The sequence below is a fragment of the Agromyces soli genome (genome assembly GCF_022811605.1).
In the GTDB taxonomy this organism is placed as follows: domain Bacteria; phylum Actinomycetota; class Actinomycetes; order Actinomycetales; family Microbacteriaceae; genus Agromyces; species Agromyces soli.
Genome location: NZ_CP094533.1, coordinates 2,889,617 through 2,915,096, shown reverse-complemented (window position 1 = coordinate 2,915,096; position 25,480 = coordinate 2,889,617). Strand labels below are relative to the sequence as shown.

At 72.4% G+C, this 25,480-nt stretch carries 23 protein-coding genes; 9 read left to right on the top strand and 14 right to left on the bottom strand.

All coding sequences use genetic code 11. The annotated features are described in order from the left end of the window. Nucleotides 1-68: 68 nt before the first annotated feature. The 5 genes from MTP13_RS13940 to rplU all read right to left on the bottom strand — a co-directional run bounded on the left by MTP13_RS13940 (nucleotide 69) and on the right by rplU (nucleotide 4,341). Nucleotides 69-1,331 (bottom strand): glutamate-5-semialdehyde dehydrogenase, encoded by a 1,263-nt coding sequence (locus MTP13_RS13940; RefSeq protein ID WP_243568308.1) that lies wholly within the window; start codon nucleotides 1,329-1,331, stop codon nucleotides 69-71. Nucleotides 1,332-1,340: 9 nt separating this feature from the next. Further along, nucleotides 1,341-2,159: a glutamate 5-kinase gene (gene proB / locus MTP13_RS13935; protein WP_243568307.1), complete on the bottom strand. Its 819-nt coding sequence runs from the start codon at nucleotides 2,157-2,159 to the stop codon at nucleotides 1,341-1,343. Further along, nucleotides 2,156-3,664 carry a GTPase ObgE gene (gene obgE, locus MTP13_RS13930; RefSeq protein WP_243568306.1) on the bottom strand — a complete coding sequence of 503 codons (1,509 nt, stop codon included), beginning with the start codon at nucleotides 3,662-3,664 and terminating at the stop codon, nucleotides 2,156-2,158. Before obgE ends, proB begins: the two co-directional genes overlap by 4 nt. A gap of 83 nt (nucleotides 3,665-3,747) precedes the next feature. Beyond that, nucleotides 3,748-4,005, bottom strand: coding sequence for a 50S ribosomal protein L27 (gene rpmA, locus MTP13_RS13925; protein WP_189084976.1), 258 nt, complete (start codon nucleotides 4,003-4,005; stop codon nucleotides 3,748-3,750). Between the two features lie 27 nt (nucleotides 4,006-4,032). After that, complete coding sequence (gene rplU / locus MTP13_RS13920; RefSeq protein ID WP_189084975.1) at nucleotides 4,033-4,341, bottom strand: 50S ribosomal protein L21; 309 nt, start codon at nucleotides 4,339-4,341, stop codon at nucleotides 4,033-4,035. Nucleotides 4,342-4,585: 244 nt separating this feature from the next. Between rplU and MTP13_RS13915 the strand changes: the two genes are divergently transcribed. Then, nucleotides 4,586-4,870 carry a DUF4031 domain-containing protein gene (locus MTP13_RS13915; RefSeq protein WP_243568305.1) on the top strand — a complete coding sequence of 95 codons (285 nt, stop codon included), beginning with the start codon at nucleotides 4,586-4,588 and terminating at the stop codon, nucleotides 4,868-4,870. Nucleotides 4,871-4,876: 6 nt separating this feature from the next. Here MTP13_RS13915 and MTP13_RS13910 read toward each other — a convergent pair whose 3' ends face one another. After that, nucleotides 4,877-7,471, bottom strand: coding sequence for an Rne/Rng family ribonuclease (locus tag MTP13_RS13910; RefSeq protein ID WP_243568304.1), 2,595 nt, complete (start codon nucleotides 7,469-7,471; stop codon nucleotides 4,877-4,879). Nucleotides 7,472-7,768: 297 nt separating this feature from the next. Here MTP13_RS13910 and MTP13_RS13905 point away from each other — a divergent pair, with 297 nt between their 5' ends. Further along, nucleotides 7,769-8,395 carry a vitamin K epoxide reductase family protein gene (locus MTP13_RS13905; protein WP_243568303.1) on the top strand — a complete coding sequence of 209 codons (627 nt, stop codon included), beginning with the start codon at nucleotides 7,769-7,771 and terminating at the stop codon, nucleotides 8,393-8,395. A gap of 81 nt (nucleotides 8,396-8,476) precedes the next feature. On the opposite strand, the gene ndk is transcribed toward MTP13_RS13905, so the two are convergent. From ndk to MTP13_RS13880, 5 genes are all read right to left on the bottom strand, one after another. Next, a complete protein-coding gene (gene ndk / locus MTP13_RS13900) occupies nucleotides 8,477-8,899 on the bottom strand; it encodes a nucleoside-diphosphate kinase (RefSeq protein WP_189084971.1) in 423 nt (140 codons plus the stop codon). Further along, nucleotides 8,896-9,270 (bottom strand): DUF4233 domain-containing protein, encoded by a 375-nt coding sequence (locus MTP13_RS13895; protein WP_243568302.1) that lies wholly within the window; start codon nucleotides 9,268-9,270, stop codon nucleotides 8,896-8,898. Before MTP13_RS13895 ends, ndk begins: the two co-directional genes overlap by 4 nt. Next, entirely contained in the window at nucleotides 9,267-10,643 is a 1,377-nt protein-coding gene (locus MTP13_RS13890) for a bifunctional folylpolyglutamate synthase/dihydrofolate synthase (RefSeq protein WP_243568301.1), read from the bottom strand. Before MTP13_RS13890 ends, MTP13_RS13895 begins: the two co-directional genes overlap by 4 nt. Beyond that, the gene (gene ileS, locus MTP13_RS13885) at nucleotides 10,640-13,945 is read right to left on the bottom strand and encodes an isoleucine--tRNA ligase (RefSeq protein WP_279399733.1); all 3,306 of its coding nucleotides are present in this window, start codon (nucleotides 13,943-13,945) and stop codon (nucleotides 10,640-10,642) included. The genes MTP13_RS13890 and ileS overlap by 4 nt, the downstream gene beginning before the upstream one ends. Before the next feature lie 216 nt (nucleotides 13,946-14,161). Next, nucleotides 14,162-14,791, bottom strand: coding sequence for a TetR/AcrR family transcriptional regulator (locus MTP13_RS13880; protein WP_243568300.1), 630 nt, complete (start codon nucleotides 14,789-14,791; stop codon nucleotides 14,162-14,164). A gap of 73 nt (nucleotides 14,792-14,864) precedes the next feature. Between MTP13_RS13880 and MTP13_RS13875 the strand changes: the two genes are divergently transcribed. The 7 genes from MTP13_RS13875 (at nucleotide 14,865) to MTP13_RS13845 (ending at nucleotide 23,392) form a co-directional block, all read left to right on the top strand. Further along, the gene (locus MTP13_RS13875) at nucleotides 14,865-16,532 is read left to right on the top strand and encodes an ABC transporter substrate-binding protein (protein ID WP_243568299.1); all 1,668 of its coding nucleotides are present in this window, start codon (nucleotides 14,865-14,867) and stop codon (nucleotides 16,530-16,532) included. Nucleotides 16,533-16,536: 4 nt separating this feature from the next. Continuing rightward, entirely contained in the window at nucleotides 16,537-17,481 is a 945-nt protein-coding gene (locus MTP13_RS13870; protein ID WP_243568298.1) for an ABC transporter permease, read from the top strand. 86 nt (nucleotides 17,482-17,567) lie between these two features. Continuing rightward, on the top strand, nucleotides 17,568-18,368 hold the full coding sequence (locus MTP13_RS13865) for an ABC transporter permease (RefSeq protein WP_243570839.1): 801 nt from the start codon (nucleotides 17,568-17,570) through the stop codon (nucleotides 18,366-18,368). Beyond that, complete coding sequence (locus MTP13_RS13860; RefSeq protein ID WP_243568297.1) at nucleotides 18,365-20,035, top strand: ATP-binding cassette domain-containing protein; 1,671 nt, start codon at nucleotides 18,365-18,367, stop codon at nucleotides 20,033-20,035. Before MTP13_RS13865 ends, MTP13_RS13860 begins: the two co-directional genes overlap by 4 nt. A 65-nt stretch (nucleotides 20,036-20,100) precedes the next feature. After that, entirely contained in the window at nucleotides 20,101-22,683 is a 2,583-nt protein-coding gene (gene valS / locus MTP13_RS13855) for a valine--tRNA ligase (RefSeq protein WP_243568296.1), read from the top strand. Nucleotides 22,684-22,703: 20 nt separating this feature from the next. Beyond that, on the top strand, nucleotides 22,704-23,153 hold the full coding sequence (locus tag MTP13_RS13850; protein WP_243568295.1) for a GNAT family N-acetyltransferase: 450 nt from the start codon (nucleotides 22,704-22,706) through the stop codon (nucleotides 23,151-23,153). Continuing rightward, nucleotides 23,153-23,392: a hypothetical protein gene (locus tag MTP13_RS13845; protein WP_243568294.1), complete on the top strand. Its 240-nt coding sequence runs from the start codon at nucleotides 23,153-23,155 to the stop codon at nucleotides 23,390-23,392. The genes MTP13_RS13850 and MTP13_RS13845 overlap by 1 nt, the downstream gene beginning before the upstream one ends. A gap of 25 nt (nucleotides 23,393-23,417) precedes the next feature. Here the strand turns inward: MTP13_RS13845 and MTP13_RS13840 are convergent, their stop codons facing one another. The 3 genes from MTP13_RS13840 to sufC form a co-directional block, all read right to left on the bottom strand. Continuing rightward, complete coding sequence (locus MTP13_RS13840; RefSeq protein ID WP_243568293.1) at nucleotides 23,418-24,230, bottom strand: methyltransferase domain-containing protein; 813 nt, start codon at nucleotides 24,228-24,230, stop codon at nucleotides 23,418-23,420. 93 nt (nucleotides 24,231-24,323) lie between these two features. Continuing rightward, complete coding sequence (locus MTP13_RS13835; protein WP_243568292.1) at nucleotides 24,324-24,653, bottom strand: metal-sulfur cluster assembly factor; 330 nt, start codon at nucleotides 24,651-24,653, stop codon at nucleotides 24,324-24,326. A gap of 20 nt (nucleotides 24,654-24,673) precedes the next feature. Next, entirely contained in the window at nucleotides 24,674-25,444 is a 771-nt protein-coding gene (sufC, locus tag MTP13_RS13830; protein ID WP_243568291.1) for a Fe-S cluster assembly ATPase SufC, read from the bottom strand. Nucleotides 25,445-25,480: the final 36 nt, after the last annotated feature.

Below are 25,480 nucleotides of genomic sequence, written 5' to 3'. Positions count from 1 at the left end.
CGTAGCCCGCGCGGGAATCGCGCGGAACGCTCCGGCCAGTCTACCGAGTACGGAGAGGGTTCGACGGATCAGCCGCGCACGTGCCCCGCACCCCGGACCAGCCATTTCGTGCTCGTGAGCTGCGGCAGGCCCATCGGCCCGCGCGCGTGCAGCTTCTGCGTCGAGATGCCGACCTCGGCGCCGAAGCCGAACTCGGCGCCGTCCGTGAAGCGGGTGGACGCGTTGACCATCACGGCCGCCGCGTCGACCTCGTCGAGGAAGCGCTCGGCGTTCGCGAGGTCGTTCGTCACGATCGACTCGGTGTGCTTCGTCGAGTAGCGCCGGATGTGGGCGAGCGCGTCGTCGAGCGAGTCGACGACCCCGACCGAGATCTCGAGGCTCATGTGCTCCGTCGCCCAGTCCTCCTCGGTGACCGGCGCGAGGTCCGGGCGCAGTGCGCGCACCGCCTCGTCGGCATGGATCGTCACGCCGGCGGCCTCGAGCCTGGCGAGCACGGGCGGCAGCAGCCGCTCGGCGGCGGCGCGGTGCACGAGCAGCGTCTCGAGGGCGTTGCAGACGCTCGGACGCTGCACCTTCGCGTTGTGCACGAGCTCGACCGACCAGTCCTCGCGCGCGCTCTCGTCGAGATACATGTGGACGACCCCGGCTCCGGTCTCGATGACGGGCACCTTCGCCTGCTCGACGACGGCGCGGATGAGCCCGGCGCTGCCCCGCGGGATGAGCACGTCCACGAAGTCGCGCGCTTGCATGAGGCGGGTGGCGCCCGCGCGGCCGAAGTCGTCGACGGTCTGCACCGCGTCGCCCGGCAGCCCGGCTGCGTCGAGCGCGTCGCGGAGCAGCTGCACGAGCACGGCGTTGGTGCGCTCCGCGGCGCTGCCCCCGCGCAGCACGACGGCGTTGCCGCTCTTCAGCGCGAGCACCGCGATGTCGATGGTCACGTTCGGGCGAGCCTCGTAGATCGCGCCGACCACGCCGAGCGGCACCCGCACCTGATCGATGCGCACGCCGTTCGGCAGGGAGCGGCCGCTCACGGACTCCCCCACCGGATCGTCGAGGCCGATGACCTCGAGCACCGCGTCGGCGATCGCGCCGATGCGCCGCTCGTCGAGGGTCAGCCGATCGAGGAGGCCCGTCGAGAGGCCCTGCTCGCGCCCGGCGTCGAGGTCGCCCCCGTTCGCCGCCACGATCTCGCCCACCCGCTCGCGGAGCAGGCGCGAGACCTGCTCGAGCGCCCCGTCCTTCGTGCTGGTGGTGGCGCGGCCGAGGGCGCGCGAGGCCTCCTTCGCCGCAGCGAAGCGACGGTCGAGCACCTGGAGATCGAGATCCGACATGCCCCAAGCCTAGGCGAGGGCGGCCCCTTCGTCGGCCGTGTGACGGGCCGGGGCGGGGTCGAACCAGGTGCCGACGTCGTCGCCCGCGAGCGCCCGGTCGACGAGCGGCGTCGCGGTGATCAGCACCGAGGTGCCGCCCTCGGCGGCGATGCGCGCGGCCGAGACCTTCGTCTCGGCGCCGCCGGTGCCCACGCCCGCACGACCGACGGAGCCGATCTCGATGCCGGCGAGCGGGTCGCCGAACGGCACCCGCGCGATGCGCTCGGCGCCCGGAAGGTGCGGGGGCTTCGTGTAGAGCGCGTCCACGTCGGAGAGCAGCACGAGCAGCTCGGCGCCGATCAGCTGAGCGACGAGGGCGGCGAGCCGATCGTTGTCGCCGAAGCGGATCTCGTGCGTCGCCACGGTGTCGTTCTCGTTCACGATCGGCAGGATGCGCAGGCCGAGCAACCGCTCCATGGCGCGCTGGGCGTTCGAGCGATGCGTCGCGTTCTCCAGGTCGCCCGCGGTGAGCAGCACCTGCCCCGCGATGATGCCGAAGCGGTCGAGCGACTGCTGGTACCGGAAGACGAGCAGGTTCTGCCCCACGGAGGCCGCGGCCTGCTGGGTGGCGAGGTCGTCGGGCCGCGCGTCGAGCTTGAGGTACGGCATCCCGGTCGCGATCGCGCCCGAGGAGACCAGGACGACCTCGGCGCCTCGGCCGTGAGCGGCCGCGAGCGCGTCGACGAGCGGGGCGATCTGTCCGGCGTTCTCGCCGCTGATCGAGGAGGAGCCGACCTTGACGACGATGCGCGTCGCGGCGGGCACGTCCGCCCGCTCGACGGGCGTCATCCCTGCTCCTCGTCGGACCAGATGCCCGCCTCCCGCTCGCGCTCGAGCTCGGCGCGGGCCTCGGCCTTCGCGTCCATGCGGTCGTGGTAGTCGCTGCGGCGCTCCGCCCGGGTCGCGCGCCGGTTGTCGTCGAAGCGCGTGTCGGTGCCGCGCGGCGAGGTGATCAGCTCGGCGGTCGAGGTGAGCGTCGGCTCCCAGTCGAAGACGATGCCCGAGCCGGGGCCGATGACCACGGTCGAGCCGGCGGTGGCGCCCGCGCGGACGAGCTCGTCCTCCACGCCGAGGCGGGCGAGCCGGTCTGCGAGGTAGCCGACGGCCTCGTCGTTCGCGAAGTCGGTCTGGTGCACCCAGCGCTCCGGCTTCGTGCCGAGCACCCGGTAGATGGTGCCGTAGCTGCCGCCCTCCGGGCGGACCACGAACTCGGGCGCGTTCACGGCCTTCGGGCGCAGGACGATGCGCTCGGGCTCCGGCTTCTCGGCCCGGCGGGCGCGCTCCTCGTCGACCACTGCGCCGAGCGCGAAGCCGAGCGTGCGCAGGCCCTCGTGGCTCACGGTCGAGATCTCGAAGACCCGGTAGCCGCGAGCCTCGAGCTCGGGCTTCACGAACTCGGCGAGCTCCTTCGCCTCGGGCACGTCGACCTTGTTGAGCGCGATGAGCTGCGGGCGCTCGAGGAGGGGCACCTGCCCCTCGGGCACCGGGTAGGCGGCGAGCTCGGCGAGAATGACGTCGAGGTCGCTGATCGGGTCGCGACCCGGCTCGAGCGTGGCGCAGTCGAGCACGTGCAGCAGGGCCGAGCAGCGCTCGACGTGGCGGAGGAACTCGAGCCCGAGGCCCTTGCCCTCGCTGGCGCCCTCGATGAGGCCGGGCACGTCGGCGACGGTGAAGCGGTGGTCGCCGGCCTCGACGACGCCGAGGTTCGGGTGCAGCGTCGTGAAGGGGTAGTCCGCGATCTTCGGGCGCGCGGCCGACATCGCGGCGATGAGGCTCGACTTGCCGGCGGACGGGTAGCCCACGAGCGCGACGTCGGCGATCGTCTTCAGCTCGAGGACGATCTCGCCCTCGAAGCCTGGCGTGCCGAGCAGCGCGAAGCCGGGCGCCTTGCGCTTCGTCGTCGCGAGCGAGGCGTTGCCGAGCCCGCCCTGACCGCCCTGGGCCGCGACGAAGCGCATGCCGGGCTCGGCGAGGTCGGCGAGCTCCTCGCCCGACTCGTCCTTCACGACGGTGCCGACGGGCACCGGGAGGATGACGTCCTCGCCGGTCACGCCCGAACGGTTGTCGCCCATGCCGGGCTGGCCGTTCGGCGAGGTGCGGTGCGGGCGCCCGTGGTACGTGAGCAGGGTGGTGACCTGCGGGTCGGCGACCAGCACGATGTCGCCGCCGTCGCCGCCGTTGCCGCCGTCGGGGCCCGCGAGGGGCTTGAACTTCTCCCGACGGACGGAGACGCAGCCGTTGCCGCCGTGGCCGGCGCGCACGAACAGGCGCACCTCATCGACGAAGCTGACCATGCTGCGCCATCCTCTCTCCGAGCTCTCGCTCGGAAACACGTGAGGGCGAGCCGAAGCCCGCCCTCACGAAACAGTTCGCTCGACTATTCGCCGACCGCCACGATGTTGACGACCTTGCGGCCGCCCTTCGCGCCGAACTCGACCGCACCCGCCTCGAGGGCGAACAGGGTGTCGTCGCCGCCACGACCGACGTTCGCGCCGGGGTGGAAGTGGGTGCCGCGCTGGCGGACGATGATCTCGCCGGCCTTCACGACCTGGCCGCCGAAGCGCTTCACGCCGAGGCGCTGGGCGTTCGAGTCACGACCGTTGCGAGTGGAGCTCGCTCCCTTTTTGTGTGCCATGTCAGTCTCTCCTTGCGAGCCTGGTCGTTACTTGATGCCGGTGACCTTGACGCGCGTGAGCTCCTGACGGTGGCCCTGGCGCTTCTTGTAGCCGGTCTTGTTCTTGAACTTCTGGATCACGATCTTCGGGCCGCGCAGGTCCTCGAGGACCTCGGCGGTGACCGTGACCTTCGCGAGCGACTTGGCGTCGGAGGTGATCTTGTCGCCGTCGACGAGGAGGACCGGGACGAGCTGGACCTTGCCGTCCTCGCCCGCCTTGACGCGGTCCATCGTCACGATGGTGCCGACTTCGACCTTCTCCTGCCGACCGCCGGCGCGCACTACTGCGTAAACCACTACTCGTACCTAACTCCGGGGAGCCTCGGGGGCTCCGTCTGTCTCATGGGATGTCACTGCGCGGTCGCCCCAGCGGGAAAAGAAGGGTGATGACTGCCAGAAAACTGTCGGGCACACCGGGATAAGCGGCGGCACCAACGGTCGAGTTTACCGGATGCCGGAGAGCCTCGCAAACAGGCTGCCCCGGCGCGTCTCGCCCGTCCGAGCGGATGCCCCGCGCCCGTGCGGGCATAGGATCGGCCGCATGACCGTCCTCATCGACACGCCGCTCTGGCCGAAGCACGGCACGGTGTGGGCGCACCTCGTGAGCGACGCCTCGATCGCCGAACTGCAGGCATTCGCCGAGCGGGCGGGTCTGCCGCCGCGGAGCTTCGACCTCGATCACTACGACGTGCCGGTCGAGCGCTACGAGGACCTCGTCGCCGCCGGCGCGGTGCCCGTGGAGCCGCGCGAGCTCGTCCGGCGACTGCGGGCGAGCGGACTGCGGGTCACGCCGAGGGAGCGCCGGGAGCGCCGCGCCTCGGCGTGACGGTGCTCAGTCCTCCTGCGGCCGGGTGATCACCGGGGCCTCGCCACCGGCGCTCGACGCCGTGCTGACGCGGCGGCTGCGGGCGCGGCCCTCCCCCGCCTTCTTCGGCGCCGGCAGCGCGTCGAGCACGGAGTCGAGCAGGTGCTCGGTGTCGGCGGGCGGGTTCGGCCGGCTGCGCACGGGAGCCTCGGGGAGCTCGATCACCGGGACGATCGGTGCGGCGGCGGACTCCGCGGCGGGCGCGGTCGGCTCGGCTTCGCGCTCGCGCGCGGGGCGCTCCGGCGGTGCATCCGCGCCGTCGGCGTTCGTCGCGTCGGCCTGCTGCTCGCCGGCCTGCTGGGCACTGCTCGCCCGGCGACGGCCGCGGCGGCGCGAGGAGCGCGACTCGGCGGGCGCGGCCTCGGCTGCAGCCTGCTCCGACTCGCGCGGCTCGCCGCCCGCGATGGTCGAGGCGGCGATCTGGGCCAGGGCGTGCTTCGCGTCCTCGGTGATGCCGTGGGTGCCGGCGGACGCCGACTTGTCCGGCTGCGGCGCCTGCGGCTGCTGCGGCTCGCGGTCACGACCCCCGCCGTTGCCCCCGCCGTTGCCGTTGCCGCCGCGTCCGCGGCGGCGCTCCGGCTGCTGCTGCGGGGCGCGGTGCCGGAAGACGGGCTCGTGGTGCACGATGATGCCTCGGCCGGCGCAGGTCTCGCAGGGCTCCGAGAACGACTCGAGCAGGCCCAGACCGAGCTTCTTGCGCGTCATCTGCACGAGCCCGAGCGAGGTCACCTCGGCGACCTGGTGCTTGGTGCGGTCGCGGGAGAGGCACTCGATGAGCCGGCGCAGCACGAGGTCGCGGTTCGACTCGAGCACCATGTCGATGAAGTCGACCACGATGATGCCGCCGATGTCGCGCAGCCGCAGCTGCCGGACGATCTCCTCGGCCGCCTCGAGGTTGTTCTTCGTGACCGTCTCCTCGAGGTTGCCGCCGGACCCGACGAACTTGCCCGTGTTGACGTCGACGACCGTCATCGCCTCGGTGCGGTCGATGACGAGCGATCCGCCGGAGGGCAGCCACACCTTGCGGTCGAGCGCCTTCTCGATCTGCTCCGAGACGCGGTACTCGTCGAAGGCGTCCGTGTCGCCGCGGTAGGCCTCGACGCGCTCGAGCAGGTCGGGCGCGACCTGCCGCAGGTAGCGCTCGATCGTCTCGCGGGCCTCGTCGCCCGAGATGATCATCTTCTGGAAGTCCTCGTTGAAGACGTCGCGGACGATCTTGATCAGCAGGTCGGGCTCGGAGTGCAGGAGCGCGGGCGCCTGCACCTTCTCGAGGGTCGCCGAGATGTCGGACCACTGCGAGATCAGCCGGTTCACGTCGAGGGTCAGCTGCTCCTCGGTGGCGCCCTCGGCGGCGGTGCGCACGATCACGCCCTGGTTCTCGGGCAGCACCTCCTTGAGGATCTTCTTCAGCCGGGCCCGCTCGGTGTCGGGGAGCTTGCGGCTGATGCCGTTCATGGAGCCGTTCGGCACGTAGACGAGGTAGCGGCCCGGCAGCGAGATCTGGCTCGTGAGGCGCGCGCCCTTGTGGCCGACCGGGTCCTTCGTGACCTGCACGAGCACCCGGTCGCCGGGCTTCAGGGCGAGCTCGATGCGGCGGGGCTGGTTCTTCTCGCCGTTCTCGGCGGCGGCCTCCCAGTCGACCTCGCCCGAGTAGAGCACGGCGTTGCGGCCGCGGCCGATGTCGACGAACGCGGCCTCCATGCTGGGCAGCACGTTCTGCACCCGGCCGAGGTAGACGTTGCCGATGAGCGAGGCGTCCTGGTTGCGCGCGACGTAGTGCTCGACGAGCACGTTGTCCTCGAGCACGCCGATCTGGATGCGGCCGCCCTTCTGCCGCACGATCATCTGCCGGTCGACGGCCTCGCGGCGGGCGAGGAACTCCGACTCGGTGATCACCGCACGACGACGGCCGGCGTCGCGACCGTCGCGGCGGCGCTGCTTCTTCGCCTCGAGGCGGGTCGAGCCCTTGACCTTCTGGGGCTCGGTGATGAGCTCGGGCTCGCGGGGCTTGCGCACCTTGACGACGTTGTTCGCCGGGGCGTCGCCGTTCGAACGGGCCTCTTCGCCGCTGCGGCGACGCGTGCGCCGGCGCACGCTCGAGGACTCGTCGCGCTCGTCGTCGGACTCGGCGCGCTCCGGCACGACGAGGACGGGCGGAGCACGGAAGATCAGCGACGTCGTCGAGATCGGCCCGGTGATCGGGCGCAGCTCCTCCGCCGGCTCCGCCTCGGCGCTCGCGGCGTCGGCGGACGCGTCGCTCGTCGCCGCAGTCTCGGCGTCGGCCGCCGGGGCCTCCGCCGCGGCGGGCGCTTCGCCCGCGGTCGCCGCCGGCGTCTCGGCCGGGTCCGCGGCGGGGATCTCGGCGACGGCGTCCGTCACTGCGGCCGCCGGGGCCTCGACCTCGTCCGCAGGGGCGTCGACCGTCGGCGCGTCTGCGACGTCGTCGGCGCGGGGCACGAGCGTCGCGCGCCGACCGCCGCGTCGGGAGCCGAACAGCCCGCCGAGCCGCTTGGCCCCTCGGGTCGAATCGTTCGTGGGGTTCTCGTTGTTGCCTTCCACCATCTCTGGTGCACTCCTACACCGGTGGCTCGACCTCGTCGGCCGGCCTCCGTACTCCTCGGAGCGGCCCCCGCGTGCGGGTGACCGCCAACTCTTCTCTGCAACCGGGCGGGTGGTGCCTCGGTCGCGACATCTCCGCGGCGGGTTCGCCGCGTCTCGGATGCCTGGGCATCCTCAAAGCCTTCGCCGGTGCCGGACCAGGCTGGTCCGAACCGACTTCCCTCCGATTATCGCACGCCCGCCGCCGCCGAGGTGGAATCCCCGCAGCTGCCCGCCCCGCGGGCGTGTCAGAATACGACCATGCCCGACTCCGCTCGCCGCACACGCCCGATCGGCCTCGCCGTCTTCCTGCTCATCGCCGGCGCCCTCGGGCTGCTGGCCGCATGGGAGCTCTCGGTCGAGAAGGTGCTCACGCTCATCGATCCGACGCACGTGCCGAACTGCAACGTCGGCGTCCTCGTGGGCTGTGCGACGAACCTGGAGTCCTGGCAGGGCTCCGTGTTCGGCTTCCCGAACCCGTTCATCGGCGTGGCGGCGTGGCCCGTCGTCATCACGATCGCGATCGGCATCCTCGCCGGCGCCCGCTTCGCGCGGTGGTTCTGGGTCGGGCTGAACGTCGGCGTCGCCGGCGCCCTGGTCTTCGTGGGATGGCTGATCTACCAGAGCATCTACGTGCTCGACGTGCTGTGCCCCTGGTGCATGCTCACCTGGGCGGTCACGATCCCGACGTTCTGGGTCGTCACGCTGTACAACCTGCGCGAGGGCAATCTGCCGGCCTCCGCGCGGATCAAGCGCCTCGCCGCGTCGTGGTTCGGCTGGATCCCGCTCATCACGGTCGTCTGCTACGCGATCGTCATCTTCCTCGCGCAGGTGCAGATGGACGCCATCCCGCGGGTGCTGCTCGACCTGCAGAACCTCTTCCGCTGAGCCAGCAGCGGATCGCGGCCGAGACGCGCGACGGCGGGGCGACGATGATCGTCGCCCCGCCGTCCGTGTCGATCGGAACGCTCAGCCGAACCAGAGCGCGAGCTCGCGCTCGGCCGACTCGACCGAGTCGGAGCCGTGCACGAGGTTCTGCTGCACCTTGAGGCCCCAGTCGCGGCCGAAGTCGCCGCGGATGGTGCCGGGGGCGGCGGTCGTCGGGTCGGTGGTGCCGGCGAGGGAGCGGAACCCCTCGATCACGCGGTTGCCGGCCACGCGGATGGCGACCGTCGGGCCCGACTGCATGAACTCGATGAGCGGCTCGTAGAAGGGCTTGCCCTCGTGCTCCTCGTAGTGCTTCGCGAGGAGCTCGCGGTCGGCCTGGACGAGGCGGAGGTCGACGAGCGAGTAGCCCTTCGCCTCGATGCGGCGGAGGATCTCGCCCGTGAGGTTGCGTGCGACGCCGTCCGGCTTCACGAGCACGAGGGTCTCTTCGATGACGGTGGTCATTCCTGTTCCTTCCCGGCGGCGTAGGCCGCACGTTCCCGGTCGATGCGCGCGCCGGTGACCATGCAGTACCACCACATGCCGCCGAAGAGCGCCCCGACGAAGTACATCGCCGGGTTCACGAGCCCGGCGAGGATGATGAGGGCCTGGATGGCCCAGCCGACGCCGTAGCCCCAGCCGGAGCGCAGGCCGCCGATCGCGGCGACGAGCCCGACGAGGATGACGCCGCCGGTGACGAGGGCCGCCCAGGCGGGCAGGCCGAACGGCCCGCCCTCGGGGGGCGTCAGCCCCCAGAGCACGAGCGCGGCGAGGAAGACGACGATCGTCTCGAAGCCGAGGACGATCGACGCGAGGCTTCTGCGGACGGAGCTCATGCGAGCCACCCCCGGTCGTCGGCGATCGCCATGGCCTCGCCGACGAGCACGATCGAACCGGCCACGAGCACCGCGCGGCGCTCGTCCTCGCCGGCCCACTCGCGCGCCAGCTCGAGCGCGTCGTCGAGCCGTTCGGCCAGCTGCACCCGCTCGGGGCCGACCGCGCCCGCGACGACCGCCGCGAGGGTCTCGGCGGGCTGGGCGCGATCGGAGTCCGGCCGGGTCACGATGAAGCCCGCGCCGGTCGCGGCGAGCTCGCGGGCGATGCCCGCGGCGTCCTTGTCGCCGAGGACCCCGAAGACCACGACGAGCTCGTCGAAGTCGAACGACTCGCCCAGGGCCGCGACGAGCGCCCTGGCGCCGTGCGGGTTGTGCGCCGCGTCGACGAGGATCGTCGGCTGCTGACCGATGCGCTGCAGCCGCCCCGGCGAGCTCGCCGCGGCGAGCCCGTCGCGCAGGGCGTCCTCGGAGAGCGCGGTCGAGCCGCCGCCGAGGAACGCCTCGACCGCGGCGATCGCGACTGCGGCGTTCTGGGCCTGGTGCGCGCCGAAGAGCGGCAGCACGAGGTCGTGGTACTCCCCCGCGAGTCCGCGGACGGACACGAGCTGACCGCCGACCGCCGGACGGCGCTCGAGCACGGCGAAGCCCTCGCCCTCGACCGCGAGGCTCGACTCGGTGAGCTCCGCGGCTCGGCGGAGCTCGGCGAGCGCCTCGGGCTGCTGGGCCGCGGTGACGACCGAGGAGGCGGGCTTGATGATGCCGGCCTTCGTGCGGGCGATCTCGGCGACGGTGGAGCCGAGCTTCGACTGGTGGTCGAGGTCGATCGGCGTGATCACGGCGACCTGCCCGTCGGCGACGTTCGTGGAGTCCCACTCGCCGCCCATGCCGACCTCGAGGACGACGACGTCGACCGGGGCATCGGCGAAGCAGGCGAACGCGAGCACCGTCATCGTCTCGAAGAAGGTCAGCGGCGGCTCGCCGGAGCCCTCGAGCTCGGCGTCGACGATCGCGAGGTAGGGCTCGATCTCGCTCCAGTTGCGCGCGATCGCCTCGTCGGCGATCGGTTCGCCGTCGATCAGGATGCGTTCGGTGAAGCGCTCCAGGTGCGGACTCGTGAGCATGCCGGTGCGGAGCCCGTAGGCGCCCAGGACGCTCGCGATCATGCGGCTCGTGGAGGTCTTGCCGTTCGTGCCGGTCAGGTGGATGACGGGCGCCGCGCGGTGCGGGTCGCCCAGGAGCTCCACGGCGCGGCGGGTGGCGCCGAGCCGGCGCTCGGGCGCCGCCTCGCCGACCCGCTCGAGGAGCGCGGCGTACACGGCGTCGGCCGCGTCGCGCGCCTCCTCGTCGAAGTCGCCCTCGTATCCGTCGCTCATGCGCGCTCCACTTCGATCTCGACCACGGTGCCGCCCGCGAGCGGCTTCGCCTCGCTGCCGGCGGGCAGCGGGCGGAGCTCGACCACCGTCGCGAGCGTCTCGCCGGCGATGAGCTCGCGGTGCCGCTCGGCCGCGGCGGTGCCGGCCTCGTCGAGGCGGAGCTCGAGCCGGATGCGGTCGCCGACCTCGAGGCCGGCGGCCTTGCGGGCGTCCTGCACGGCGCGGACGAGGTCGCGGGCGACGCCCTCAGCCTCGAGCTCGGGCGTGACCGCGGTGTCGAGCATCACGAAGCCGCCGTCGCCGACGAGTCCGAGTGCGGTCTCACCGTCGGCGCTGCCACCGGCTTCGAGCACGAGCTCGTACTCGCCCGGCTCGAGGGCGATGCCGCCGGCGACCACCCCGTCGGCCGTGACCGACCAGTCGCCGCCGCGGGCGGCCTGGATCGCCTGCTGCACCTGCTTGCCGAGGCGCGGGCCCGCGGCGCGGGCGTTCACGGTCAGCCGCTTCTCGATCCCGAAGGCCTCGGCACTGTCTGGCGCGAGGGCGACGATCTCGACCGCCTTGACGTTCAGCTCGTCGCGGAGGATGCCCTCGAACGGCGCGAGCGCCGCGGCATCCGCCGTGACGACGGTGAGCTTCGCCAACGGGAGCCGCACCCGGCGGCCGGCCTGCTTGCGCAGCGCCAGCGCGACGCCCGTGATCTCGCGGACCGCGTCCATGGCGGTGACGAGCTCGGGGTCCGCCGGGAACTCCTCGGCCTCGGGCCAGTCGGCGAGGTGCACGCTGCGGCCGCCGGTGAGGTCCTTCCAGACCCGCTCGCTGACGAGCGGGAGGAGCGGGGCGGTGAGCCGGGTCAGGGTCTCGAGCACGGTGTAGAGCGTGTCGAACGCCTCGGCGCCCCGGCCGTCGGCGTCGACGCCGGACCAGAAGCGGTCGCGCGAGCGACGCACGTACCAGTTCGTGAGCACGTCGCCGAAGTCGCGCAGCTTCTGCGCGGCGAGCGGCGAGTCGAACGCGTCGAGGTCGGCGGTCACGGCCTCCACCAGGTCGCGCAGCTTCGCGAGCAGGTACCGGTCGAGCACATCGGTCGACGACGTCGAGCGGGACGCGTCGTAGCCGCCCTCGCGGGCCGTGTTGGCGTAGAGGGAGAAGAAGTACCAGGTGCTCCACAGCGGCAGCATCAGCTGACGGACGCCCTCGCGGATGCCCTCCTCGGTGACGACGAGGTTGCCGCCGCGCAGCACGGAGCTCGACATCAGGAACCAGCGCATCGCGTCGGAGCCGTCGCGGTCGAAGACCTCGTTGACGTCGGGGTAGTTGCGCAGCGATTTCGACATCTTCTGCCCGTCGCTGCCGAGCACGATGCCGTGGCTCACGACGTTGCGGTACGCGGGGCGGTCGAACAGCGCGGTCGAGAGCACGTGCATGACGTAGAACCAGCCGCGGGTCTGACCGATGTACTCGACGATGAAGTCGGCGGGGTGGTGCGTGTCGAACCACTCGCGGTTCTCGAACGGGTAGTGCACCTGGGCGAACGGCATCGAGCCGGAGTCGAACCAGACGTCGAGCACGTCGGGGATGCGCCGCATCGTGCTCTTGCCCGTCGGGTCGTCGGGGTTCGGCCGGGTGAGTTCGTCGATGTACGGGCGGTGCAGATCGGGCTCGCCCGCGCCGTTCACGGGGAGGCGGCCGAAGTCGCGCTCGAGCTCGGCCAGCGAGCCGTACACGTCGGTGCGCGGGTAGGCGGGGTCGTCGCTCTTCCACACCGGGATGGGTGAGCCGAAGTAGCGGTTGCGGCTCACCGACCAGTCGCGCGCGCCGGCGACCCACTTGCCGAACTGGCCGTCCTTGACGTTCTCGGGCACCCAGGTGATCTCCTGGTTGAGTTCGCCCATCCGGTCGCGGAACTCGGGCACGCGGATGAACCAGCTCGACACGGCCTTGTAGATGAGGGGGTTCCGGCAGCGCCAGCAGTGCGGGTACGAGTGCTCGTAGCTCGCCTGGCGGAGCAGCCGGCCCTCGGCCTTCAGCAGCTGCGTGAGCGGCTTGTTCGCGTCGCTCCAGAGCTGCCCGGCGACGTCGCCCACCTCGGGCAGGAAGCGGCCGGCGTCGTCGAGCGAGATGATCACGGGGATGCCGGCGGCTTCGCAGACCTTCTGGTCCTCCTCGCCGTAGGCGGGCGCCTGGTGCACGATGCCCGTGCCGTCCTCGGTCGTGACGTAGTCGGCGACGAGGATCCGCCAGGCGTGCTCGAGCCCCCACGCCTCGACATCGGCGTAGTAGTCGAAGAGCCGGTCGTAGCTGACGCCCTCGAGCTCGGCGCCGCGCACCGTGCGGGTGACCGCCGCCCGCGCCTCCTCGGCGCTCGCGTAGCCGAGCTCCTTCGCGTAGTTGCCGACGAGGTCGACCGCGATGAGGTACTCGGCGCCCAGCACCTCGGGCGCCGGGGCCGACCCCTCGGCGGCCTCGCGCAGCACGGTGGCGTCGGGCGTGCCCGCGGGGCCGGCCGGCACCACGGCGTACTCGATGTCGGGCCCGACCGCGAGCGCGAAGTTCGTCGGCAGCGTCCACGGCGTCGTCGTCCAGGCGAGGGCGCGCACCGCGGTGAGGCCGAGCGCCTCGGCCTTCGCCCCAGTGAGGGGGAAGGTGACGGTCACGGTCTGGTCCTGGCGCATCTTGTAGACGTCGTCGTCCATGCGCAGCTCGTGGTTGGAGAGCGGGGTCTGGTCGCGCCAGCAGTACGGCAGCACGCGGTAGCCCTCGTAGGCGAGGCCCTTGTCGTGCAGCGTCTTGAACGCCCAGACGACGGACTCCATGAAGCCGGTGTCGAGGGTCTTGTAGTCGTGCTCGAAGTCGACCCAGCGCGCCTGCCGGGTGACGTACTCCTCCCACTCCTTCGTGTAGCGGAGCACGGAGGTGCGCGCGGCCTCGTTGAAGGCCGCGATGCCCATCTCCTCGATCTGGCTCTTGTCGGTGATGCCGAGCTGGCGCTCGGCCTCGAGCTCGGCGGGCAGGCCGTGCGTGTCCCAGCCGAAGCGGCGGTGCACCTGCTTGCCGCGCATCGTCTGGAACCGCGGGAACACGTCCTTCGCGTAGCCGGTGAGCAGGTGTCCGTAGTGCGGCAGGCCGTTCGCGAACGGCGGGCCGTCGTAGAAGACCCACTCGGGGGCGCCCTCGCGCTCGTCGATCGAGGCCTGGAAGGTGCGGTCGGCCTTCCAGAAGGCGAGCACCTCCTGCTCGACCGCCGGGAACGACGGCGACGGCGTGACGGATGACTCGGGGTCCTGACCCTTGGGGTACAACGCTCGCTCCTGCAGTGATCTCCTGGTCACGAGGACGGCGCGTTCCTCGAACGCCACCGCGGTACCACCCCGCTTGCCGCACCCGCCGTGGATGCGACCGCTCGCTCTTCAGCTGTGACGGGCTGGTCCCGTCCGGTTCTACTGGCCGCGGGCGGACCCGTGGCGTTCTTCCGGAGACTCCCCGGTGATGGCCGGATCGCAGTCGCTGCGTCGAGTCTACCGGGTCACAGCCGGCCCCGCGTCGAGGAGGGGCGCGTAGCCGAGGCAGACGGGGTCGACGGCCTCGCGCACGGCCTCGACGAGCGCACCGCGCTCCACGCCCGCGAGCGCCCAGCCTGCGGCCCCGCTCACGAGCGCGGCGACGGCGGCGCTCGACGCGGCGTGCACGAGCCGGTCGCCCGGAGACCTCCCGGAACGGGCGGCGAGGAATTCCCCGAGCTCGGCTGCGACGCCGAGGAAGCGCTCGAGGCCCGAGGCCCGGAACTCCGCCTCCGCGCCGATCGTCTCGCGCTGACTCAGGGCGAGCGGGATGCCCCGGTGCGGGTGCCGCGCGGCCAGCTCGAGCAGCGCCTCGCGGAGTGCGGCGCTCGGGGCGAGGCCGGCCGGGACCGCAGCGAGCACCTCCGGCAGCGCGCGCAGGGTGTCGTCGACGTCGAGCCAGAGCAGGTCCGACTTCGTGGCGAAGTAGTTGAAGAAGGTGTTGCGACCGACGCCCGCGCGCTGGGCGATCTGGTCGATCGTGGTGCGGGCGTAGCCCTGTTCGAGGAACAGCTCCCCCGCGGCATCCTCGAGCGTCCGCCGGGACGATGCACGGGGTCGCCCGCCGCGGCCGCTCGATTTGGTCATAGACTCATTATGGACTGAGTACCGAAACTCGTCCGATCATCCCCTCGCCCGTCGTTCAGGAGCCCACTCGCGCATGCCCGCCACCAGCCGTCGCCCAGGCGCCCGCGCCGCCGCCCGCCTCGCCCTGCCGCTCGCCGTCGTCGCGGCCCTCGCCCTCGCGGGGTGCACCGCGGCCGAGCCGGGCGCCGCGCCGTCGACCCCGAAGCCGGGCGGCACGCTCGTCTACGCCACCGGCGACGCGGAACCCGACTGCCTCGACCCGCACGTCGGCGGCAACTACCCGCAGGCCCTCCTCGCCGGCCAGGTGCTCGAGTCACTGGTCTCGCTCGACGACGACCGTCAGGTCATCCCGTGGCTCGCCGAGTCCTGGACCACGAGCGACGACGGCCTGAGCTGGGACTTCACCCTCCGCGACGACGTCGAGTTCACCGACGGCACGGCGTTCGACGCCGCGGCGGTGAAGGCCAACATCGAGCACCTGCAGGACCCGGCGACCCAGTCCTCGACCGGCTACCTCGCGGTCGGCAAGATCGCCTCGGTCGAGGTCGTCGACGACACCACCGCGCGCTTCCACCTGACGGCGCCCGACAGCGCGCTGCTCGAGTCGCTCGCCCAGCCGTGGACCGCGATGGAGTCGCCCGCCGGCATCGCGCGCGGCATGGACGAGAACTGCCAGGCGCCGATCGGCTCCGGCCCCTTCGTCGTCGACGCCTGGGTGCCCCAGGACCACGTCTCCCTTGTCCGCAACGACGGCTACCACGGCGGCCCCGCCGATCGCGGTCGCGACGGAGCGGCGTACCTCGAAGCAATCGAGTGGCGCTTCCTGCCCGACGCCGCCTCCCGGTACGCGGCGCTCCAGGCCGGCCAGGTCGACGTGATCGACAACGCGCAGCCGGACGCCCTGCGCCAGGCGCGCGAGGGCGCTGACGGGCTCGTCGAGATCGACGCCCCCCGCCCCGGCGCGTCGAACCGGATCGAGTTGAACTCCGGCCAGGCCCCCTTCGACGACGAGCGCGTGCGCGAGGCGTTCATCCGCGCCGTGCAGCTCGACGACGGCATCGAGAGCCTCTTCTTCGGCACCGCCGAGCGGAGCCACTCGGTGCTCTCCAGCGTCGAGCCGCTCGCCTACGCCGACGCGAGCCTCTTCGAGCCCGACCTCGACGCCGCGAACGCGCTCCTCGACGAGGCCGGCTGGTCGGCCAAGGACGCCGACGGCATCCGCACCAAGGACGGCGCCCGACTCGTGCTGCGCTTCCCCGTCTCGACCAACCAGTCGATCCCGGCCGAGCAGTCGCTGTTCGAGCAGATCCAGGCGACCGCGAAGGAGGCCGGGTTCGAGGTGCAGCTCGAGCCCCTCGACCTGTCCAGCTGGTACGGGGCACTGTTCACCCACGAGTACGAGCTCGTGAGCGCGCCGTACACGAAGATCGGCCCCGACGTGCTGCGCATCCTGTACCACAGCGACAGCATCGTGCCGGCGCCGAGCGGCTACTTCGCGAACCTCGCCCAGCTCTCGAACCCCGAGCTCGACGCCCTCCTGACCGAAGCCGCCTCCGCGTCGGACCCGGCCGAGCGCGCCGCGGACTACGAGGCCGCGCAGCGGATCATCCTCGAGGGCTACTACGCGCTGCCGCTCTACGACCAGCAGAACCACTACCTGCACCGGGACGCCGTGCAGGGCGCCCGGGCGCTGCCCACGGTGTCGACGCCCTGGTTCGCCGACGCCTGGCTCGCCGACTGACCCGATGCGGGCTCGCCGGATCCGCGCGATCGCGCTCCGCCTCGGCGGGGCGCTGTTCGTGCTGTGGGCGGTCGCGACGCTGACCTTCTTCGCGATCCACCTGGTCCCGGGCGACCCCGCCCAGGCGATCCTCGGCGGGCCGGGCTCCCAAGCACCGCAGGAGACCCTCGACCGTGTGCGCGCCGAGTACGGGCTCGACCAGCCGCTCGTCGTGCAGTACGCGGCCATGCTCGGCCGCCTGCTCACGGGCGACCTCGGCACCTCGTACTCGCTGAAGGCGCCGGTCGCCGAGCTGATCGGCGGACAGCTGCTCGGCACGCTGACCCTCGCCCTCGCCGCACTCGCGCTCGCCTGGGTGCTCGCCATCGGGCTCGCGCTCTGGTCGAGCGCCCCCGGCCGCGTCGCCCGCGGTGTGGCCGGCGCCATCGAGCTGACCGCGGCGGCGCTCCCCCACTTCTGGCTCGCCACGGTGCTCATCGCGGTGTTCGCGACCGGACTGGGCTGGCTGCCGCCGGTCGCGAACGGCAGCGCGAGCGGCCTGGTGCTGCCGGTCGTCACCCTGGCGGTTCCGCTCGCGGGATTCCTCGCCCAACTGATGCGTGAGCACCTGCTCGACGCCCTGGAGCGGCCGTTCACCGTGTCCGCGCTCGCCCGCGGCGAGACGGCGAGCGGCATCCGCCTGCGGCACGCACTCCGGCACGCGGCGCTGCCCGCGGTGCAGCTCTCCGGCTGGGCGATCGGCTATCTCATCTCGGGGGCCGTCGTCGTCGAGACGATCTTCGCGCGGCCCGGACTCGGCCGCACCCTGCTCCGCGCCACCGAGCTGCGCGACGTGCCGCTCGTCACCGGCGTCGTGCTCGTGGTGGCGCTCGTCTACGTGCTCATGACCGTGCTCACCGACCTCGTCGCGACCCTCGCCGACCCGCGGATCCGGACGGCGGCGGCATGAGCGACCTCGAGCTCCGCGCGGGCGCCTCGCCCGCCGACGCGCCACGCTCGGCACGCACCCGCGAGGACCGGCCCCGCCGTCGGAGGATGCCTCGGCCGAGCGTCGTGCTCGCCGCGGCCTTCGTCGGCTTCCTGCTGCTCGCCGTCGTCTGGCCGGGCCTCCTCCAAACAGCGCCACCCGACGCCATCTCCCCCGCCGAGGCGTTCCAGCCGCCGTCGGCGTCGCACTGGTTCGGCACCGACGAATCGGGGCGGGACGTCTACAGCCGCGTCGTCGCCGGCACCGCCCCGTCGCTGCTGATCGGGGTGCTCGCGACCGCGATCGGACTGGCGCTCGGCCTGCTGCTCGGCGGGATCGCTGCCCTCGGCGGGCGCGTCCTCGACTTCGTCATCGGCCGGGTGAACGAGGTGCTCTTCGCCTTCCCCGGCATCCTGCTCGCCCTGCTCGTGATCGTCCTCTGGGGCCCGGGACCGGTGACCGCGACCGTCGCCGTCGGCCTGTCGACCGCGCCGGGCTACGCCCGGATCATCCGCGGCCAACTGCTCGCCATCCGCGGCTCCGGGTACGTGGAGGCCGCCCGCGTGCTCGGCCACGGCCGAGCACGCATCCTCGCGGCGCACATCCTGCCGAACGCCCTCGTGCCGATCGCGGCGCTCGCGACGCTCGGCATCGGGCAGGCCGTCGTCTGGGCCTCCTCGCTCAGCTTCCTCGGCCTCGGCGCGCAGCCGCCGGCCGCGGAGTGGGGCGCGATGCTCTCCGCCGGTCGCACGTACCTCGGCACGGCGTGGTGGCTGACCGTGTTCCCCGGGCTCATGATCGTCGCCACCACCCTCGCGACGACCGTGCTGGGCCGGGCGCTCACCGCGCGGGACGGAGCCCGACGATGAGCGGCGCGGCGCTCACGGTTCGCGGCCTCCACATCGGATTCGGCGGGACGGAGGTCGTCCGCGGGGTCGACCTCGATCTCGCCCCGGGGCGGATCGTGGCCCTGGTCGGCGAGTCGGGCTCGGGCAAGAGCGTCACGGCGCGGGCGCTGCTCGGCCTCGCCGGGCGCGGCGCCCTCGTCGACGCCGAACGCTTCGAGCTCGACGGCGAGGACGTCCGCGGCGCCGGCGAACGGCGCTGGCGGCGCCTCCGCGGCGCCAAGGTCGGCCTGGTGCTCCAAGACGCCCTCGCCTCGCTCGACCCGCTGCGCCCGATCGGTCGGGAGATCGGCGACGCGCTGCGGCTGCACCTCGGCCTGCGGCCCGCCGCGGCACGGCAGCGGGTACTCGAACTCCTCGAGCGGCTCGAGCTGCCGCACCCCGCCCTGACGATCGACCGCCGCTCGGGCGAGCTCTCGGGCGGCATGCGCCAGCGGGCGCTGATCGCGGCGGCCGTCGCGCTCGATCCCCCCGTGCTGGTCGCCGACGAACCGACGACCGCGCTCGACGTCGGCGTCCAGGCCACGGTCCTGCAGCTGCTTCGCGAGGCGGCCGACCGCGGCGCGGCCGTGCTCCTGATCAGCCACGACCTGGCCGTCGTGTCGGGCATCGCCGACGAGATCCTCGTGCTCGCGGACGGCACGGTCGTCGAGCGCGGCCCGACGGCCGCGGTGCTCGGCGCGCCCCGGCACGCGGCGACCCGGGCGCTGCTCGCCGCCGTGCCGACGGAGGTGCCGCGCGGCGTGCCGCTGCTGGCCGCCGCGCGGCTCGCGGACCCGGGCGCACGGGTCGCGGGCTCGACGCCGCCGGCCCAGGCAGCGATGTCCCCGACCGGAACCGCCCCGATCCTCGAGGCGCACGGCCTCGGGCGGGCGTACCGCTCCCGCGGCGGGGACGTCACCGCGGTCGAGGACGTCTCGGTGGCGCTGCGCCCGGGTCGCACGCTGGGGCTCGTGGGCGAGTCCGGCTCCGGAAAGACCACGCTCGCGCGGCTCCTCCTCGCCCTGGAGCGCCCGGACGCCGGCGTCGTCCGCTTCGACGGCGCGCCGTGGAGCGAGCTGACAGAAGCAGCCAGGCGGCCCGCTCGGCGGCGCATCGGGGCGATCTGGCAGGACCCGTACGGCTCCTTCGACCCGCGCTGGGGCGTGGCCCGGCTGCTCCGCGACGCGCTGACCGCGGGCGGGCAGCCCGGTGACGATCGGGCCGTGCGGGAGCTGCTCGACCTCGTGCGGCTGCCGGCCGCGCTCGCGGCGGGCCATCCGCTCGAGCTCTCCGGCGGCCAGCGGCAGCGGGTGGCGATCGCGCGGGCGCTGGCGGCGCGGCCGGAGGTCCTGATCGCCGACGAACCCGTGTCGGCCCTCGACGTGACCGTGCAGGCGGCCGTCCTCGACCTCCTCGACGAGCTCCAGCGCGAGCGCGGGCTCGCGATGCTGTTCATCTCGCACGACCTCGGCGTCGTCCGGCACATGAGCGACGAGCTCGCGGTCATGCGCCACGGGAGAATCCTCGAACAGGGCGAGGCCGAGCAACTCTTCGCCGCCCCGCAGCACGCGTATACCGCCGCCCTCATCAGGCATTCTCCGCGACTCGCCTGGGGTGGTGATGCGCACGGCACTCCCAGCACCCGGTAGGCTGGAGCGTCGCATATTCAGGCACCCCCATGGACTCGGTGCCGCACATACCGAACCGGAGCACCATGACCGACACCGCGCGAATCCCCGAGAAGCCCGCCCTCGAAGGCCTCGAGACGAAGTGGGGCGGCGTCTGGGAAGACCGGGGCACCTACCGCTTCGACCGCGACTCGGCGACCCGCGAGTGCATCTACTCGATCGACACGCCCCCGCCGACCGCGTCCGGTTCGCTGCACATCGGCCACGTGTTCTCCTACACGCACACCGACGTCGTCGCCCGCTTCCAGCGCATGCGCGGCAAGCACGTGTTCTACCCGATGGGCTGGGACGACAACGGGCTGCCGACCGAGCGCCGGGTGCAGAACTACTACGGCGTGCGCTGCGACCCGACGCTCCCCTACGAGGCCGGCTTCACGCCGCCGTTCGAGGGCGGCGAGGGCAAGAGCGTCAAGGCCGCCGATCAGGTGCCGATCTCGCGCCGCAACTTCATCGAGCTCTGCGAGCGCCTCACGGTCGAGGACGAGCAGCAGTTCGAGGCGCTCTGGCGCAGTCTCGGCCTCTCCGTCGACTGGACCCAGTCCTACCGCACCATCGCCGACGAGGCGCTGTTCACCTCGCAGCTCGCGTTCATCCGCAACGTGGAGCGCGGCGAGGCCTACCAGGCGCTCGCGCCGACCCTGTGGGACGTCACGTTCCGCACGGCCGTCGCGCAGGCCGAGCTCGAGGACCGCGAGCAGCCCGGCCACTACCATCGCGTGGCCTTCCAGCGCCCGGACGGCGGCACCGTCGAGATCGAGACGAGCCGTCCCGAGCTGCTCCCCGCCTGCGTCGCCCTCGTCGCCCACCCCGACGACGAGCGCTACCAGCCCCTCTTCGGCACCACCGTCACGACCCCCGTGTTCGGTGTCGAGGTGCCCGTCGTGGCGCACCACCTCGCCCAGAAGGACAAGGGCACCGGCATCGCGATGATCTGCACCTTCGGCGACGTCACCGACGTCGTCTGGTGGCGCGAGCTGCAGCTGCCGAACCGCGCGATCATCGGCTTCGACGGCCGCATCATCGCCGAGGCCCCCGAGGCGATCACGAGCGAGGCGGGCCGTGAGGCGTACGCGCAGCTCGCCGGCAAGACGACCTTCTCGGCCAAGCAGGCCGTGGTGGAGCTCCTCCGCGCCTCGGGCGAACTGCTCGGCGAGCCCAAGGCCATCACCCACCCGGTGAAGTTCTTCGAGAAGGGCGACCGCCCCCTCGAGATCGTCTCGACCCGGCAGTGGTACATCGTGAACGGCGCCCGCGACGAGGACCTCAAGGAGCGCCTGCTCGGCCGCGGCCGCGAGATCGACTGGCACCCGGACTTCATGCGGGTGCGATACGAGAACTGGGTCGGCGGTCTCTCGGGCGACTGGCTCGTCTCCCGCCAGCGCTTCTTCGGCGTGCCGATCCCGGTCTGGTACCCGCTCGACGCCGACGGGAACCCGCGCTTCGACGAGCCCATCGTCGCGAGCCGCGAGCAGTTGCCCGTCGACCCGTCCTCGACGCCGGCGCCCGGCTTCGACGAGGCGCAGCGCGGCGCGCCCGCCGGCTTCATCGGCGAGCACGACGTCATGGACACCTGGGCGACCTCCTCGCTGACCCCGCAGCTGGCGGGCGGCTGGGAGCGCGACCCAGAGCTGTTCGAGCTCGTGTTCCCGTACTCGCTGCGCCCGCAGGGCCAGGACATCATCCGCACCTGGCTGTTCTCGACCGCACTCCGGGCCGAGCTCGAGCACGGCGCGGCCCCCTGGTCGAACGCCTCGATCTCCGGCTTCATCGTCGACCCCGACCGCAAGAAGATGTCGAAGTCCAAGGGCAACGTCGTCACCCCGGCCGGCCTCCTCGAGCAGCACGGCTCCGACGCGGTGCGCTACTGGGCCGCCTCCTCGCGCCTCGGCACCGACGCGGCCTTCGACCCGCAGAACCCGACGCAGGTGAAGATCGGCCGACGGCTCGCGATCAAGGTGCTGAACGCCGCGAAGTTCATCCTCACCTTCGAGGGCGACGCGGACGCCCCGGTGACCGAGCCGGTCGACCGCAGCATGCTCGCCGCGCTCGAGACCGTCGTGCAGCAGGCCACGAAGGCGCTCGAGGGCTACGACCACGCCCGGGCGCTCGAGCTCAGCGAGACCTTCTTCTGGACCTTCTGCGACGACTACCTCGAGCTCGTCAAGGAACGCGCTTACGGCGAGCAGAGCGCCGAGCAGGCGTCCGCCGTCGCCGCCCTGAAGACCGCGCTCTCGGTGCTTTTGCGCCTGTTCGCGCCGGTCATCCCCTTCGCCACCGAGGAGGCGTGGAGCTGGTCGAACGAGGGATCGGTGCACACCGCGAACTGGCCCGCCGCCGAGGAGCTCGCCGCGCGCGGCGAGGCCGGTGTGGAGCTCCTCGAGCTCGCGAGCCTCGCGCTCACCGGCATCCGCCGGGCGAAGACCGATGCGAAGGCCTCGCAGAAGACGCCGGTGTCGCGCGCCGTGATCGCCGCGCCCGCCGACGCCGTCGCGCTGCTCGAGGCCGCCGCGGGCGACCTGCGCGCGGTGGGACGCATCGACACGCTCGAGTTCGCCTCCGCCGAGGCGCTCGAGGTGCGCGACGTGGAGCTGGCGACGCCGGCCGAATGACCTGGAACCATGGGGGAAGCATGACCACGATCGACATCCGCCTGGCCGAAGAGGGCGATTTCTTCGGCTGGCTCCCGCTCTTCGAAGCGTATTGCCGCTTCTACGAGACCGAGCTCGACGACCGCAAGGCGCTCACCGTCTGGACCTGGCTCCAGGACGAGCAGCACCCGCTGCGTGCGGCGCTCGCCGTCGACGCCGAGGGCACGCCCGTCGGCCTCGCGCACTTCCGCGCGGTGCCCGACACGCTGAGCGCGACCACCGGCGTGTACCTCGACGACCTGTACGTCACCGAGGAGGTGCGCGGCAGCGGCGCCGGCCGCGCCCTCATCGAGTTCGTCCACGCGCGGTCCGCGGAGCTCGGCCAGGGCGGGGTCAGCTGGATCACGGCGGCCGACAACGAGCCCGCTCAGGCGCTCTACGACCGGATCGCCCGCCGCACCAGCTGGGTCACCTACGAGATGGACGCCTGATGCAGCTCGGCACCCGCTGGCCGTTCGGCAGCACGCCGCCGGCCTCGGTGCCGGCCGACACCCGGGCCAAGGTCGCCGCGCTCGAGGCGACCCGTTCCGACGGCGCCGGTCGCACCTGGACGCTCACCTGGCTCGAGGGGCGCGCGATCGCCGAGCTCGACGACGGCACCGTGATCGACGGCGACACCCTGCGCGACGCCGCCGCATTCGGTTCGCCGGACGACGAGGACGACTGGTAGTCGGTCGCCCCGCCGCCCGGAAGCACTACTTCGTGGCGATGATCTCGCCGTGCGGCATCAGCAGCCAGCCGTCGGGGTCGGCCGCCCAGTCGCGCCACGCCTGCGCGATGCGCGCCAGCTCCTCCGGGTGGGAGTGCCCCGACTCGATGGCGTGCGCCGCGAAGTTCGACTCCGTCGCGCGGACGGCCCACGAGCCGCCCCACCACTCGCGGTCGAGCTCCGAGGCGAAGACCCACACCGCGCCGCTGCCGGTGACCCCGGAGAACCCGGCCTCGCGGGCCCAGGCGGTGAGCCGGCGACCGGCGTTCGGCTCGCCGCCGTTCCAGCGGTGCACCGCGTCGTAGAGCTCCAGCCAGCGGTCGAGGCCGGCCGAGTCGGGACTCCAGATCAGCCCGCCGTAGTCGACGTCGCGCGCGGCCAGCACGCCGCCCGGGCGGAGCACTCGGCGGAACTCCCGCAGCGCGTCGACCGGCCGGCCGAGGTGCTGCAGCACCTGGTGCGCGTGGACGACGTCGAAGCTGTCGTCGGGGAAGTCGAGGGCGTACGCGTCGCCGACGGCGAATGAGACGTTCGAGACGCCCTCGCTCTCGGCGAGTCCCGCGGCCTGGGCGACGACCTCGGCCGAGGCATCCACCCCGGTGACCCGGCCGGGGCCGACGCGACGGGCGAGGTCGATCGAGATGGTGCCGGGACCGCTGCCCACGTCGAGCACCTCGAGGCCGGGGCGGAGGTGCGGCACGAGGTACGCGGCCGAGTTCTCCACCGTGCGCCAGGAGTGGATGCGCAGCACGCTCTCGTGGTGTCCGTGGGTGTATGCGTCGCGGGGCGTGGTCGTCATATCGGCAACATTACGCGCGCCGGACCCACTGTGACGCCGGACGACGGATGCCCCCGACCGCAGCTGCAGTCGGGGGCATCCGGTGGCGTGATGTCAGATCGCGAAGCCGAGCGCGCGCATCATGTCGCGGCCGTCGTCGGTGATCCGCTCGGGGCCCCACGGCGGCATCCACACCCAGTTGATGCGGAAGGCGTCGACGACGCCGTCGAGGGCCTGCGCGGTCTGCTCCTCGATCACGTCGGTGAGCGGGCAGCCGGCGCTCGTGAGCGTCATGTGGATGACGAGCGCGTCGTTCTCGTCGTCCCAGCCGAGATCGTAGATGAGGCCGAGGTCGACGATGTTGACCCCGAGCTCGGGGTCGACGACGTCCTTCAGCGCCTCTTCGACCTCGTCGTAGCGCTCCGGCGCGAGTGAGGTGACCATGGTCAGATCCTACGCCCGGGTCACTCCGCCGAGGCGGTCTCGGCGACCTGGTAGCGGTCGTAGCCCTCGTCCTCGAGGCGGTCAGCCAGCTCGGGCCCGCCCTGCTCGGCGATCTTGCCGGCGACGAAGACGTGCACGAAGTCCGGCTTGATGTAGCGGAGGATGCGCGTGTAGTGCGTGATCAGGAGGATACCGAGGCCGGTGTTCTCCTTGGCGCGGTTGACGCCCTCCGAGACGATCTTGAGCGCGTCGACGTCGAGGCCGGAATCGGTCTCGTCGAGCACCGCGAACTTCGGCTTCAGCAGCTCGAGCTGCAGGATCTCGTTGCGCTTCTTCTCGCCGCCGGAGAAGCCCTCGTTGACGTTGCGCTCGGCGAAGGCCGAGTCCATCTTGAGGTTGCCCATCGCGGTGCGGACGTCCTTGACCCAGTGGCGCACGCTCGGCGCCTCGCCGTCGATCGCGGTCTTGGCGGTGCGGAGGAAGTTCGTCACCGTGACGCCGGGGATCTCCACCGGGTACTGCATGGCCAGGAAGAGGCCCGCGCGGGCGCGCTCGTCGACGGACATCTCGAGGACGTTCTCGCCGTCGAGGAGGATCTCGCCCTCGACCACGGTGTACTTCGGGTGGCCGGCGATGGTGTACGCGAGGGTGGACTTGCCGGAGCCGTTCGGGCCCATGATGGCGTGGATCTCGCCCTCGTTGATGACGAGGTCGACGCCGCGGAGGATCTCGCGGGTGCCCTGGTCGGTTTCGACGTTGACGTGCAGGTTCTTGATCTCGAGCACGGACATGATCTGGTTTCTGGTCTCTTTCGTCGTTCGGCGCTC